The sequence below is a fragment of the Cribrihabitans pelagius genome, assembly GCF_048820915.1.
Taxonomy (GTDB): Bacteria; Pseudomonadota; Alphaproteobacteria; order Rhodobacterales; family Rhodobacteraceae; genus Cribrihabitans_A; species Cribrihabitans_A pelagius.
Window position 1 is genome coordinate 104,747 of the sequence record NZ_JBMERR010000006.1, and the last position, 13,063, is coordinate 117,809.

The 13,063-nt window shown below is 66.2% G+C and carries 12 protein-coding genes; 8 read left to right on the plus strand and 4 right to left on the minus strand.

Features of this window, described 5'->3' with window-relative positions; translation table 11 throughout:
* Positions 1-1,476: an NAD-dependent succinate-semialdehyde dehydrogenase gene (locus ACOHX0_RS07190; RefSeq protein ID WP_420676003.1), complete on the minus strand. Its 1,476-nt coding sequence runs from the start codon at positions 1,474-1,476 to the stop codon at positions 1-3.
* A 127-nt stretch (positions 1,477-1,603) separates the two neighbouring features.
* Positions 1,604-2,080 carry an Lrp/AsnC family transcriptional regulator gene (locus ACOHX0_RS07195; protein ID WP_420676098.1) on the minus strand — a complete coding sequence of 159 codons (477 nt, stop codon included), beginning with the start codon at positions 2,078-2,080 and terminating at the stop codon, positions 1,604-1,606.
* 232 nt (positions 2,081-2,312) lie between these two features.
* Between ACOHX0_RS07195 and ACOHX0_RS07200 the strand changes: the two genes are divergently transcribed.
* The 5 genes from ACOHX0_RS07200 (at position 2,313) to ACOHX0_RS07220 (ending at position 6,035) form a co-directional block, all read left to right on the plus strand.
* On the plus strand, positions 2,313-3,497 hold the full coding sequence (locus ACOHX0_RS07200) for a M24 family metallopeptidase (RefSeq protein WP_420676004.1): 1,185 nt from the start codon (positions 2,313-2,315) through the stop codon (positions 3,495-3,497).
* 3 nt (positions 3,498-3,500) lie between these two features.
* Positions 3,501-4,658, plus strand: coding sequence for an acetylornithine deacetylase (gene argE / locus ACOHX0_RS07205; RefSeq protein ID WP_420676005.1), 1,158 nt, complete (start codon positions 3,501-3,503; stop codon positions 4,656-4,658).
* Positions 4,659-4,695: 37 nt separating this feature from the next.
* Positions 4,696-5,409 (plus strand): GntR family transcriptional regulator, encoded by a 714-nt coding sequence (locus ACOHX0_RS07210; RefSeq protein WP_420676006.1) that lies wholly within the window; start codon positions 4,696-4,698, stop codon positions 5,407-5,409.
* A gap of 79 nt (positions 5,410-5,488) precedes the next feature.
* Positions 5,489-5,716 carry a type II toxin-antitoxin system ParD family antitoxin gene (locus ACOHX0_RS07215; RefSeq protein ID WP_420676007.1) on the plus strand — a complete coding sequence of 76 codons (228 nt, stop codon included), beginning with the start codon at positions 5,489-5,491 and terminating at the stop codon, positions 5,714-5,716.
* 7 nt (positions 5,717-5,723) lie between these two features.
* Positions 5,724-6,035 (plus strand): type II toxin-antitoxin system RelE/ParE family toxin, encoded by a 312-nt coding sequence (locus ACOHX0_RS07220; RefSeq protein WP_420676008.1) that lies wholly within the window; start codon positions 5,724-5,726, stop codon positions 6,033-6,035.
* Positions 6,036-6,073: 38 nt separating this feature from the next.
* On the opposite strand, the gene ACOHX0_RS07225 is transcribed toward ACOHX0_RS07220, so the two are convergent.
* Positions 6,074-7,189: a cystathionine gamma-lyase gene (locus tag ACOHX0_RS07225; protein WP_420676009.1), complete on the minus strand. Its 1,116-nt coding sequence runs from the start codon at positions 7,187-7,189 to the stop codon at positions 6,074-6,076.
* A gap of 240 nt (positions 7,190-7,429) precedes the next feature.
* Here ACOHX0_RS07225 and ACOHX0_RS07230 point away from each other — a divergent pair, with 240 nt between their 5' ends.
* The 3 genes from ACOHX0_RS07230 (at position 7,430) to ACOHX0_RS07240 (ending at position 11,676) form a co-directional block, all read left to right on the plus strand.
* Entirely contained in the window at positions 7,430-8,683 is a 1,254-nt protein-coding gene (locus tag ACOHX0_RS07230) for an aminotransferase class V-fold PLP-dependent enzyme (protein ID WP_420676010.1), read from the plus strand.
* Between the two features lie 269 nt (positions 8,684-8,952).
* Complete coding sequence (locus ACOHX0_RS07235; RefSeq protein WP_420676011.1) at positions 8,953-11,370, plus strand: GcvT family protein; 2,418 nt, start codon at positions 8,953-8,955, stop codon at positions 11,368-11,370.
* Positions 11,371-11,499: 129 nt separating this feature from the next.
* Positions 11,500-11,676, plus strand: coding sequence for a type II toxin-antitoxin system CcdA family antitoxin (locus ACOHX0_RS07240; RefSeq protein WP_420676012.1), 177 nt, complete (start codon positions 11,500-11,502; stop codon positions 11,674-11,676).
* A gap of 324 nt (positions 11,677-12,000) precedes the next feature.
* Here ACOHX0_RS07240 and ACOHX0_RS07245 read toward each other — a convergent pair whose 3' ends face one another.
* Positions 12,001-12,888 (minus strand): LysR substrate-binding domain-containing protein, encoded by an 888-nt coding sequence (locus ACOHX0_RS07245; protein WP_420676013.1) that lies wholly within the window; start codon positions 12,886-12,888, stop codon positions 12,001-12,003.
* Positions 12,889-13,063: the final 175 nt, after the last annotated feature.

Below are 13,063 nucleotides of genomic sequence, written 5' to 3' on the forward strand. Positions count from 1 at the left end.
TCAAGCCCAGTCGCGGCAGACGTATTTCACTTCGGTGAAGGCCTCCATGCCGAGCCGGGCGCCCTCGCGGCCAAGCCCCGACTGTTTGATGCCGCCAAAGGGCACCGGCGCGCCGGTCACCTTGGTGCGGTTCACCGCAACCATGCCGTATTGCAAGCCCCGGCTCAGCCGGTAGAGGCGCTTGGGGTCGCGGCTGTGCACATAGGCGATCAGCCCGTATTCGCTGTCGTTTGCACGCGAGAGCACCTCTGCCTCGCTGTCGAACGGCGCAATGGCGGCAACCGGCCCGAAGCTCTCCTCGCGCAGGATGCGGGCATCTTCGGTCACATCCACCAGCACCGTCGGCTGGTAGAACAGCGGCCCGCAGGCATGGCGCGCCCCGCCGCAGGCCAGCCGCGCACCGCGCGAGAGCGCATCGGCGACATGGCCTTCCTGCTTCTGCACCACGCCCTCATGCATCAGCGGGCCGATGTCCGGATCCTGCATGCCGTCGCCCACGGTCAGTGCCTCCACCGCGCGGGTGAAGCGGGCGCAGAACTCCTCGTAAATGGAGCGCTCGACAAAGATCCGGTTCGCCGCCAGGCAATCCTGGCCGGAGGTTGCAAATTTCGCCTTCAGCGCTTCTTCCACCGCGGCCGGCAAGTCAGCGTCAGCGAAGACCAGGACGGGCGCGTGGCCGCCCAGCTCCAGCACCAGCGTCTTCACCGTGGCGGCGCATTGCCGGTAGAGCAGTCGGCCCACCTCGGTCGAGCCGGTGAAGGACAGGACCCGCACCCGGGGATCGCGTGTCCAGGGCTCCACCACCGTCTCGGCCGCGCCGGTCACCACGTTGAATACGCCTGCGGGAATGCCCGCACGCTCGGCCAGTTCGGCCAGGGCAAGCGCGCTGTAAGGCGTGTGCGCCGAAGGATGCGCCACCACGGTGCAGCCCGCCGCCAGCGCTGCCGCGGCCTTGCGGGTGAGCATGGCGCTGGGGAAGTTCCAGGGCGTGATCAGCGCCGCCACCCCGGCCGGTTCGCGCCACAGCTCGACCTCGGCGCCGGGCAGATGGCTGGTGATGCCCTCAATGTTGGGGCGCTTGGCTTCTTCGGCGTAGAACTCGGCAAAGCTGGCGCCATAGGCGATTTCGCCGCGCGCTTCGGACAGGGGCTTGCCTTGCTCCAGCACCATGATCCGGGCAAGGTCCTCCTGATGCTGCATCTGCAGTTCATACCAGCGCGAGAGGCGCGCGGCGCGCTCCTGCGGCAGCAGCGCGGACCAGCTGGCAAAGGCGGCCTCTGCAGCGTCCACTGCCGCACCGGCGGCTTCGGCTGGCAGGCTCGCGACATGGCCCAGCTCGGCGCCGCTTGCGGGGTTGGTGACCGCAAAGCTCTCGCCGCCCGGCGCGCCGCACCATTTGCCGTTGATGTAGGAAAAGCTGCGCAACAGCGCCTTGTCGCGGATTTCCGTGCTTGAAAGTATCGCAGTGTCCAGCATGTGCCGCCTCCTCCAGCTTGTCCCTTCGAGTGTGGCAGCCCCGGGCCAGAGGGTGTGACTGAAGTGACCCGCCCGCGGCAGAGGAATCCTCTGCCAGCCGCGGCGGCGGCAGCAGGAACGGCCTGCGCTACCCTTGCAGCAAGAGGTCCAAGGGCGGCGGCGCCTGGCCCTTCACGGGCTTCGTCACCACGTAAGTGAAGTAGCGCGACAGGCCGATGCGGGCGTCCAGCATCTCGTCGATCAGCCGCTGGTAGGCGTCGATGTCGCGGGTGACGATCTGCAGCAGGTAGTCAAAGCCGCCGCCAAGCGCCCAGCAGGCCACTACCTCGTCGTAGCGCTGCATCGCGGCCTCGAAGGCGCGGAAGCTGGCGGCGGTGTGATCGGCCAGCTCGGCGGCGACAAAGACGGTGACATGCGGCGCCAGCTTGCGCAGGTTGATACGCGCACCGTAGCCCTCGATCAGCCCGGCCTGCTCCAGCTTCTTCAGCCGGTCCCAGCAGGGCGTCGGCGACAGGCCGATGCGCTCGGCCAGGGCGGATTTGGTGATCCGCCCTTCGCGGGACAGCACCCGCAGTATCTCGATATCCCGGTCGTCCAGCCGCATGGGCGCACAGTCGGCGCTATCCAGGGCGGCGTCAACCACCCGCGCAACCGCGCGATCAGGCCACTTGTGCACAAGGAAAAAGCCGACGCAGCCAGTTCCGGCCAAAAACCGGCATTCCGGGGTCGGAATTGCACAATACAGGCGTGTCCATTCCGCGGCATGATAGAATCAGGCCCCGCATCGGGCCGCTTGTATACAATTCCGGGCCATTTGCCGGCCCCTTGAGGTTCCCATGCCCATCGAACACGCGCCCTTCAGCCAGGCGGAATACGACCGCCGCATCGCCAGGACCCGCCAAGCCATGCAGGCCGCCGGGATCGAGATCCTGTTTGTCACCGACCCGTCGAACCAGGCCTGGCTGACTGGCTATGACGGCTGGTCCTTCTATGTGCACCAGGGCGTGATCCTGGGAATGGAGGGCGCACCGATGTGGTGGGGCCGCCAAATGGACGCCAATGGCGCACTGCGCACGGTCTGGATGGACGATGACCAGGTGCTCGCCTATGCCGATCACTTTGTGCAGTCGACCAGCCGCCACCCGATGCAGGATCTGGCGCGCAGGCTCGAGGAGATGGGCCATGGCAGCGCCCGCATTGGCGTCGAACTGGACAATTACTATTATTCGGCCAAGGCCCATGCGGTGCTTTGCGCACATCTGCCGAACGCGGTTATGGCCGACGCCACCGCCCTGGTGAACTGGCAGCGCGCGGTGAAATCGCCCGAGGAGCTCTGTTTCATCCGCAAGGCGGCGCGGATCTCGGAAAAGATCGTGCAGCTTGCGCTGGACAAGGCGGAGCCGGGTGTGCGCAAGAACGAGCTGGTGGCCGACATCAGCCATGCGGGCGTGACAGGCATTGATGACGACTGGGGCGATTATCCGGCGATCGTGCCGCTCACGCCTTCGGGGCTGGATGCCTCCGCGCCGCATCTGACCTGGAACGGCGATCGGATGAAGGCGGGCGAGGTCACCTGTTTCGAGCTCTCGGGCTGCTACCGCCGCTACCATGCGCCGCTCTGCCGCTCGGTCTTCCTCGGTCAGCCGCCGCAATCCATGCTGGACGCCAGTGCGGCGCTGAACGCAGGGCTCGCGGCCGGTCTGGAGGCCGCCCGCGCAGGCAACCGCGCCTGCGACATCGCCAATGCGCTCAACGCCGAGCTGGAGAAGGCCGGGATCGAGCGCAAGGGCCGCTGCGGCTACCCCGTCGGCCTCAGCTACCCGCCGGACTGGGGCGAGCGGACGATCTCGCTGCGCTCCACCGACGAAACCGTGCTGCAGCCCGGCATGACTTTCCACTTCATGCCCGGCCTGTGGCGCGACAACTGGGGGCTGGAGACGACGGAAACCATCCTGATCACCGAAACCGGCCCGGCCGAGGCGCTTTGCGATGTGGACCGCGGCCTCTTGGTGAAGAGGTAGGCGATGACCTTGCTGACAGAGACCAAGACCCTACTGGGCGAACTGATCGCCTTCCCGACTGTCTCCGCGGACGGCAACCTGGACCTGATCCGGCATCTGGCCGATAAGCTCGCCGCGGCGGGCGCGGAGGTGGAGATCTGGCAGGATGCAACCGGCGCCAAGGCCAATCTCTTTGCCACCATCGGCCCGATGCGGGACGGCGGCATCGTGCTGTCGGGCCATACCGACGTGGTGCCGGTTGCGGATCAGGACTGGGCCACCGATCCCTTCGCGATGGCAGAACGCGACGGCCGGCTCTACGGCCGCGGCGCCTGCGACATGAAAGGCTTCATTGCCGCTGCGGTGGCAATGGCGCCGCGCTTTGCCGCCGCGAACCCGCAGCGGCCCTTGCATTATGCCTTCACCTACGACGAGGAAACCGGCTGCCTCGGCGCGCTGGCATTGGCAGGGGCGCTGAAGCGCAAAGGTCTGAAGCCCGCGGTGGCTATTATCGGGGAGCCAACCTCGATGCAGATCATCGAGGGCCACAAGGGCTGCTGCGAATACACCACCCGCTTCACCGGGCTGGAGGGCCACGGCAGCGCGCCCCACCGCGGCGTGAACGCGGTGGAATATGCCGCGCGCTATGTTGTGAAACTGCTGGAGCTGAAAGAGGCGCTGAAACCCCGGGCGCCCGAGGGCAGCCGCTTTGATCCGCCCTGGACCACGATCAACACCGGATCCCTCAATGGCGGCACCGTCCACAACGTGATCCCCGGCAAGGCACGGGTGGAATGGGAGATGCGCCCGGTTCAGCCCTCGGACGCGGGCTACGTGAAGGACCGCCTGGAGAGCTTCTGCGCCGCCGAACTGCTGCCTGCCATGCAAGCCGTCCACCCCGGCGCCAGTATCGAAACCGAAGTGATCGGAGAGGTCGCAGGGCTGGAGCCGATGGCCGGCAACGCCGCCCGCAGCCTGGTGATGGAGCTCACCGGCGCCAATGCGGCAGATGTCGTGCCCTTCGGCACCGAGGCGGGAATCTTCCAGGAACTGGGCATCAGCACCGTTGTCTGCGGGCCGGGCTCCATCGCGCAGGCGCATAAACCCGACGAATACATCAGCATCAGCCAGCTCGAGCAGTGTTTGGCCATGCTGGAACGGCTGGTGCCCAAGCTGGCGTGATGCGATATACCCGCACTACCCGCCACAGGAACACTGCATGAGCCGATCTGCCCAGGAGACTGCGACCCACACCGCTCCGGATACCGCCGACCTTACCGCCCGCGACCGTTTCGAGCGGATGCATGACGAGATCCGCAGCCGCATCTGCCTGCTGGACTACGCCCCCGGCGCGCGGCTGTCGGAAAGTGAACTGGCGGCGGAATTCGGCATCTCGCGCACGCCCCTGCGCCGGGTGCTGGTGCGGCTGGAGTGCGAGGGGCTATTGCGCTCCGTGCAGGGCGTCGGCACTTTTGTCACAGACGTGGACGTGGCCGCCCTTGCCCAGACCTACAGCCTGCGGCTGGAACTGGCGGAACTGACCGGGCGCCTCTCCCCTGCCCCGCCGGATGCCGTGCTGCTGGAGGAATTCCGCGCCTTCACCGATGCCGCCGCCGCGCTGGCTGTTGATCCCGACCCGCGCGGTTATGCCCGGCTCAACATGGAGTTCTTCCTCGCGCTCCTGCAGCTGACAGCCAACGTGCCCCTGCGCGAGACCTGCGAGCGGCTTTACTTCCAGACCGCCCGCATCTGCCTGCAATCGGTGTTCTCCTCGGTCATCGACCTGGCGGAAGAGACCCGAATCTTCCACCGCGAAACCGAAGACGTCCTCGCCGCGCTGGAGATCGGCGACATGGCCGCCGCCGCGGCGATCCAGAAGGCCCACATCGCGATGAGCTTCACGCGGATGACTGCCGGACAGGTGCGCGCCTGAGCGGGAAACCTTGTTTTCGGAGCCGATCCGGCCATATAATGTCCAGACACGCCATCTTATGTTTCTGATGAGGCACCCGATGCCCAATATCTCCCTTCCCGACGCCATGCAGGACTTTGCCGAACGCCAGGTCGAGGCGGGTGTCTATGCCAACCTCTCGGAAGTGGTGCGCGCGGGGTTGCGCAAGCTGATGGAGGAGGAAGGCGCCACCGCCTTCTACCTCTTGCGCCGCGATCTCGCCAAGGCGGCAGAAGAGCCGGGAGAGGAGACCGACCTGCGCGGGTTGCTCCTGGGGCCGGAGCGCTGACGGCTTCATGAAACTCCACCTGAAGCCCCGCGCCCGGGCCGATCTTCTGGCCATCCGGGCCTGGGGCGAGGACACCTGGGGCCCGCAGCGCAGCCGCGAGTTCCTGGAAGGGCTGATCGAGGCCATCGAACGGTTGCTGGAATTCCCGCACCTTGGCCGGGCGCGGCCTGCATTCTTTCCGGGGCTGCGCTCGATCCGATATCGCGGCTACGTGATTTTCTACATCCCCGAGGCGGACCGGATCGAGGTGATCGCGGTACTGCACGAACGCCGCAACCAGGCGGCCCTGGATTTCGCCAGCCGCGTCGAAGAGAGCTGAGGCAAGCCCGGACCGTCACCGGCGGGCCTGCATGCGGCTCATCCGGCCGCGGCGTCCAGCGCGGCGGAAAGCGCCGCCCAGAGTTCCTCCACCGGTTCGATCCCGACCGAGAGGCGCACGAAGCCCGGCACCACGCCGTCGCCCCAGCGCGCCCGCCGTTCGGCCGAGCTGTGCACGCCGCCAAAGGAGGTCGCGGGGCGCAGCAGCGGGCAGCCGTTGATGAAGGCCTCGGCCCGCTCCTTGCTGTCGAGCGTCAGGCCGATCAGGAAGCCGAAACGCTCCATCTGCGCCTTGGCAAGCGCGTGAGAGGGATCCTGCGGCAGCCCCGGATAGCGCAGCGCGGTAAGCGCCGAGTGGCCGGAGAGGCGCTCCGCCAGCACTTCGGCGGAAGAGCACATCCGGTCGAAACGCACCTCCAGGGTTTCCAGACCGCGGTGCAGCAGCCAGGCCTCCTGCGGGCCGGGGATGCCGCCTGCAAAGATCCGCCATTCGCGCGCGGTCTCCAGCACTTTGGCGTTGCGCGTTGCCAGATGGCCCATCAGCGCGTCGGAATGCCCGCCCGGCGCCTTGGTATCCGACGCAACCACCACATCGGCGCCCAGTTCCAGCGGGCGCTGGCCCAGCGGCGTCATCGTTGTGTTGTCGACGATCAGCAAGCCGCCACCCGCATGCACCGCGTCCGCGATCTCCGCCAGCGGGCAAAGATCCAGACCGGGGTTCGAAGGGGTTTCGGCAAAGACCACGTCGTATTCCTCCAGCCCGCCCGCGGCAAATTCCAGCGTCGGGCGCTGGTCGACTACGACGCCGAGGTTTTGCAGGAAACGCTCGCACAGCCGCCGGGTGACGTAATAGCCATCCGAGGGGATCAGCACCCGCGACCCGGCCTTGACGGTGGCAAACAGCGACGCCGAGATTGCCGCCATGCCGGAGGGAAAGGCCAGCGCCGGGGCCTGCTCCAGATTGCCCAGCACATGCTCAAGATGTTCCCAGGTGGCATTGCTGACGCGGCCGTAGCCGGGGCCTCCGTCAGGGTCGCCGGGCAGATGGTACATGCTGCTTTGGGTGACCGGCAGCGCCACCGGGTCGCCCTTAGCAAGCGCATTGCCGCGCAGATGCAGCATGGCGCCGGGCCGGTACTTGGAACTGTCTTGCATGAGACGGAGCCTCTTCTGAATATCCCACTTGTGCAAAGCCCATAGCAGATGCCCGGGCGGCAGGGAATTCTCCCGGCGCTCCTGCATGCGGGCGAAAGCTGCGTTTTGGCACTACCTCTCCGGCCATCGTGCGCATGACGCGCGGATTGCCGCGCTACTGGTCCATTTTCCTCATGCGTTCCGCCCCCGCCCGCCCTAACCTGCGCCCTGAAATGCCAACTGACGACGCAAGGGACCGCCATGCCAAAGATCAACGCCCCGCTACTGGACACGATCCGGGAGAAGTTCGCCCATGTCAGCCACTGCCCCGAGCAAGGGCCGCGCATTTTCTTTGAGAACGCAGGCGGTGCACTGACGCTGAAATCGGTCGCGGAGACCTCGGCCCGCTACGCCGGCATCCCCGACAACCAAGGCCGCGCAAACCCCGGCAGCCGCGCGCTGGAGGATGTGATCCGCAAGGCGAAGGACGACATGGCGGTGATGATGAACGCGCCCGGCGGGCAATTCTTCGTTGGCGAAAGCGGCACCGAACTGCTGTTCCGGTTGATCATGAACGCCTGTCTTGCCGGCGCCCGCGGCGGGCAGGTGCTCGGCTCGACGCTTGAGCATCCGGCGAGCCGCTCGGCCTGCAACCGCTGGGCTGGCATTGCCGGGCAGCGACACGTGCTGATGCCGCATGACGATGCCACCGGCACAGTCACAGCCGAAGCCTATGCTGCCGCCGTCACGCCCGACACGGTGGTTGCCACCATCGTGCATACCTCTCCGGTGACAGGCATGGCGGTGGATGCCGCCGCCTGTTCGGCCGCAATCCGCGCCGTGGCGCCGGAGTGTTTCATCATCGTCGACGGCATCCAGCATGCCGCGCATGGCAGCATCGACCTTGCCGCCTATGGTGCCGACGGCTATGTGATCTCGCCTTACAAGATGTTCTCGCGCCACGGCTACGGGCTGGCCTGGATCTCGGACCGGCTGGCCCAAGTTGCGCACAACAGCCTGGACGGCGGCCCGGCGGAGAACTGGGAAATGGGCACGCGGGATACTGGCAGCTATGCGACGCTGTCGGATGTGGCCGCCTACCTGGAGTGGCTGGGCGGTGAGGTGAGCGGTGCCACGGACCGGCGCGCCCGGTTTCAGGCTGCGGGCGCGGCGATCCATGCGCAGGAGAAGGCGCTGACCGACGCGATGATCTTTGGCACTGGCAACCTGCCGGGGCTCGCGGACATGGAGGCCGTGACGATCATCGGCGGCGCAGACAACCCGGCCCGCGAGGGGCTGGTGGCGATGACAGTGGAGGGCGCCGCCTCTGCCGATGTGGTGGAGCGGCTGAACGCGGCAGGCATCCGAACCCACCTGCGCAAGGCGGATCACTACTCTGGCAACATCCTGACGCCGCTCGGGCTGGACACCTGCGTGCGGGTCTCGATGTGCCATTACAACAGCGTCGGCGAGGTGGCGAAGTTCCTGGGCGTGATGCAGGAGATCTGCGAGTAAAGCCGGAGACGGCCTTTAGTTGGGTCTGTAACTCCCTTGCTGAAGAAGGCCGCGCGCTGCCCTCCCGTGTCATTTGCCAAGGCTGCGGTCTTTCCGGAACATGCTGGCTTCCCGCCGTCCACCGCCCCCAGCCCCAACAAAACCGGGGCCAAAGGGTGCGATTTCTTCACGGGTCACCCCGCGCCCACGACCCTAGGGTCGCCGTGATAAGCGCGGTGCCCGCAAGTGGCGGGCGCCCGCGTCCCCGGCGCAGGCAAGGAAGACGACCCATGAAGACCCACGCTCAGGCAGTAGTGATCGGCGGCGGCCTGGTTGGCTGCTCCATCCTGTACCACCTCGCCAAGCTCGGCTGGCGCGACGTGGTGCTCTTGGAACGCGACGAGCTGACCTCCGGCTCCACCTGGCACGCGGCGGCCAACATCCACGGGCTGCACGACAACAACAACATCACGCGCATCCAGCACTACACGATGAACCTTTACAAGCAGCTGGAACAGGAGACCGGCCAGGGCTGCGGCGTGTTCCAGCCCGGCTCGCTGTATCTGGCCAAGACCGAAGAACGCGAACACCAGCTGCGCCTGCAGGAATCCAAGGCCAGATACTATGGCCTGAACTTCTACGAGGTGAGCCGCGCGCAGGCCAAGGAGCTGCACCCGCTGGCCCAGTTCGACGACGTGCGCTGCATCATGTTCGAACCCGAAGGCGGCAATGTCGATCCCTCCGGCGTGACCATGGCCTATGCCGCGGGGGCCCGCGCGCTCGGGGCCGATATCGAACGCTTCTGCCCTGTCACCGGCACCGAGCAGCAGCCCGACGGCAGCTGGATCGTGCGCACCGCGAAGGGCGATATCCATTCCCAATGGGTGGTGAACGCAGGCGGTCTCTGGGGCCGCGAAGTGGCGGCGCTGGCGGGTCTTACGCTGCCCTTGCAGCCGACCGAGCACCAGTATTTCGTGACCGAGAGCATCGACGAGGTCGCCAACCTGGGCCGCCGCCTGCCCTCGATCGCCGACCGCGACGGCGAGTATTACTTCCGGCAGGAGGGCAACGGCTTCCTGATCGGCGCCTACGAGAAGGACATGCGTTTCTGGGCCGAAGAAGGCACGCCGCTGGACTTTGCCCACGACCTGTTCCCGGACGACCTGGACCGGATCATGGAAAACGTGATCCGCGCCACCGAACGGGTTCCTTGCGCCGAGACCGCTGGCGTGAAGCGGGTGATCAACGGCCCGATGATCTGGTCGCCGGATTCCAACGCGATCTGGGGCCCGGTGCCGGAGCTGAAAAACTACTTCTGTTGCACCGGCATCATACCCGGTTTCTCGCAGTCCGGCGGGCTGGGACTGCTCGCGGCGCAATGGATGGTCGAGGGCGAGCCGCAATACGACATGTTCGCCTGGGACCTCGCCCGTTTCGGAGACTGGGCGGACAAGAAGTTCACCAAAGCCCGGGTCGAGGACCAGTACGCCCACCGCTTTGCCATCCACTTCCCGAACGAAGAACGCAGCGCCGGCCGCCCCGCCCGTCTGCGGCCCGCTTATGAGCTGCAAAAGGAAATGGGCGCGGTCTTTGGCCTCAACTGCGGCTGGGAGCATCCCTTGTGGTTCGCGGACAAGCCCGGCGTGCAGGACACCAACAGCTTCACCCGGCAGAACTGGTGGGAGCCGGCGGGCCGCGAAGCCACGATGCTGCGCGAGAGCGTGGGCGTGATCGACATCTCGAATTTCGCCAATTACGTGGTGAAGGGGCCGAGGGCCTTTGACTGGCTGGACAAGCTTGTCGCCAACCGGGTGCCCACCGAAGCGGGCCGCTCCTGCCTGACACCGCTGATCTCGGTGCGCGGCGGGGTGGCGGGTGATTTCACCATCACCAAGGTAGCGGACGACGAATACATGATGATCGGCTCCGGCCTGGCCGAGCGCTATCACCAGCGCTTCTTCAACATGGTGGAGTTGCCGGAAGGCACCTCTCTGCAGGTCGCCACCAACCGCATCGCCGGCTTCAACATCGCCGGTCCCAAATCGCGCGAGGCGCTGCAGCGGCTCACCGATGCTGATCTCTCCAATGACGCCTTCCGCTTCATGCGCTCGCGCAGCATCGAGGTTGCTGGCGTGAAGTGCCTGGCGATCCGCGTCTCCTTCACCGGCGATCTCGGCTGGGAGCTGCACTGCGCCGAAGGCGATCAGGTCACGCTCTACGCAGCTCTTCTGGAAGCGGCGAAAGAATGCGGCGGCGGCCCGGTCGGCGGGCGCGCGCTTGGAAGCTTGCGGATCGAGAAGGGCTACGGCTCCTGGGGCCGCGAATACAGCCAGGAATACTGGCCGCAGGAGGTGGGGCTCGCAGGACTCATCAAGCTCGACAAGGAGTTCCTCAACAAAGACGCCTACCTGAAAGTGAAGGACAACACCCCGCGCGAAGTGCTGTCGGTCTTCGAGATCGAGGCCGCGCATGATGCCGACGCAAGCGGCGGCGAGCCGATCTTCACGCCGGAAGGCAAACCGGTGGGCCGCGTCACCTCGGGCGCCTATGGCTACTCCGTAGGCAAGTCGCTGGCGCTGGGATATGCCAACCCGGCAGTGGCAGGCCCGGGCGGCGCGGTCGAAGTCTTCATTCTGGGCAAGCCGCACAAGGCGCGGATCCTGGAAGCAGCGGCGTTCGACCCCTCGGGCGCCTGCCTGCGGGGGTGAAGCAAGGCGGCAGCTTTCTGGCCAGCGCGTGCCGGCGCCGCGGGCTGGTTCCTGCTAAAACCTCACGGCACCGCACAAATGCACACATTTTGAGTGTGCCGCAATTGTGCGGTGCCGAAAGGGGACCCCATGCCCCAGCAAGCTCCAGATAAAAAACGCACAAACGTGACCTTGAACGCGGCGAACCTGACAAAGGCCCGTGAGTTTGGCCTCAACGTGTCAGCCATCAGCGATGCCGCCCTGGCGGAGGCGGTTGCCCTTGCCGAACCGGGAACGGATCGAAACGCAGGGTACGCCGCTGGCTGATGTACAGGGTCTGCGGACCCGCTGACGGAGCAGTTTCGCGTCTACGATCCGGGCGGCGGCCGCCTTGTGCTCGACCTGCAGACGGAGCGGAGCGATACCGGCACCCGTGCGGCCGCGCCACTGTCACCCGTTTCCGAAGGGCCTGCCCCCATCGGCCGGCTGGAACCCGTCCTCGACGTGAGGGGAGAGCCGCACGTGCTGCATACGGCGGAACTGGCGTTCCCGCGCGCCTTTTGAGAACTCCGCCCGTGGCCGATGTTACGCGATACGATTACGAGATCCGCCGCGCGCCCGCCAGGGTGTTATCCGGTTTCAATCCGCAATCTAGAGCTGCATATCCGCCGCCGCAGCGAGCAGCCACGCCTTGAAGTGCTTCACCGAAGGCGACACCGGCTTGTCCCGGAAGGAGGCGAAATAAGCCCAGGGGCAGTCGAGGTCAAAGGCGAAAGGCTCCACCAGCCGGCCCTGTTGCAGGAAGGACTGGACCAGCGACTTCGGCACCACCACGCAGCCCAGCCCATTGACTGCCAGTTCCAGCGCCATGTTGGAGGAATTGGTGCGCATCCCGCCCTGAAGGTTCAGCCTCTCCAGCCCAAAGTACGCCGCGATCTTCTCCCAATAGACCGGCCGCCCCAGGATATGGATCAGCCTGGCCTGAAACAGTTGCTCGGGCGCGGTGAGCGGCGCGCCGTCGACCCGAAAATCCGGCGCGCAGACCAGCGCCAGCTTTTCTTCCCACAGCTTGACCGCGCTGCCGTCCACATCGTTCTGGTGGCCGATGGTGATGGATACATCCGAAACATTGGTGTCCACATCGGTCCAGATCGTGCTGTGCAGGGTCAACTCGATATCGGGATGCGCCTGGGTGAAGCCGTCGATCACCCCGATCAGCCATTTCTCAGCCAGGCTGACCGGGCAGGAGATCACCACCTCGCGCTTGTGGGTCTGGGCCACCAGCAGCCGTGTGGCGGCATCGATTTCCTGCAACGCATGGCGAACCGAGGGCAGGTAGGCCTCGCCCACATCCGTCAGCGACAGCGAGCGCGGATGCCGCACGAACAGGGGTCGGCCGATGAACTCCTCCAGGCTGCGCACGTGGTTGGAGACCGCCGACTGGGTGCAATTCAGCTCGTCCGCCGCGGTGGTGAAGCTCAAATGCCGCGCCGCCGCCTCGAAGGAGCGCAGGAATGTGAGATGGGGCAGGTTTTTCATGGGCTTGTCCGGTCAGGCTCTGGCAGCAGTCTTCCACGGCCGGCGCAGGGGCGCAATTGCAAAGCGGCCGTTGCGGCAGGGCCGGCGCCAGGAGGTATGCGCGAAATTTCCCGCCTCTCAGCCCCCGGTGAATTCATGCCCAGGCCGCCGTTCCCGCCGCTAGAATGAAACTCAT

Bases quoted from the DNA above. Each gene is read 5' to 3' on its own strand.
- ACOHX0_RS07190 (WP_420676003.1), bottom strand. From the start codon at position 1,476: ATGCTGGACACTGCGATACTTTCAAGCACGGAAATCCGCGACAAGGCG.
- ACOHX0_RS07195 (WP_420676098.1), bottom strand. From the start codon at position 2,080: ATGCGGCTGGACGACCGGGATATCGAGATACTGCGGGTGCTGTCCCGC.
- ACOHX0_RS07200 (WP_420676004.1), top strand. From the start codon at position 2,313: ATGCCCATCGAACACGCGCCCTTCAGCCAGGCGGAATACGACCGCCGC.
- argE (WP_420676005.1), top strand. From the start codon at position 3,501: ATGACCTTGCTGACAGAGACCAAGACCCTACTGGGCGAACTGATCGCC.
- ACOHX0_RS07210 (WP_420676006.1), top strand. From the start codon at position 4,696: ATGAGCCGATCTGCCCAGGAGACTGCGACCCACACCGCTCCGGATACC.
- ACOHX0_RS07215 (WP_420676007.1), top strand. From the start codon at position 5,489: ATGCCCAATATCTCCCTTCCCGACGCCATGCAGGACTTTGCCGAACGC.
- ACOHX0_RS07220 (WP_420676008.1), top strand. From the start codon at position 5,724: ATGAAACTCCACCTGAAGCCCCGCGCCCGGGCCGATCTTCTGGCCATC.
- ACOHX0_RS07225 (WP_420676009.1), bottom strand. From the start codon at position 7,189: ATGCAAGACAGTTCCAAGTACCGGCCCGGCGCCATGCTGCATCTGCGC.
- ACOHX0_RS07230 (WP_420676010.1), top strand. From the start codon at position 7,430: ATGCCAAAGATCAACGCCCCGCTACTGGACACGATCCGGGAGAAGTTC.
- ACOHX0_RS07235 (WP_420676011.1), top strand. From the start codon at position 8,953: ATGAAGACCCACGCTCAGGCAGTAGTGATCGGCGGCGGCCTGGTTGGC.
- ACOHX0_RS07240 (WP_420676012.1), top strand. From the start codon at position 11,500: ATGCCCCAGCAAGCTCCAGATAAAAAACGCACAAACGTGACCTTGAAC.
- ACOHX0_RS07245 (WP_420676013.1), bottom strand. From the start codon at position 12,888: ATGAAAAACCTGCCCCATCTCACATTCCTGCGCTCCTTCGAGGCGGCG.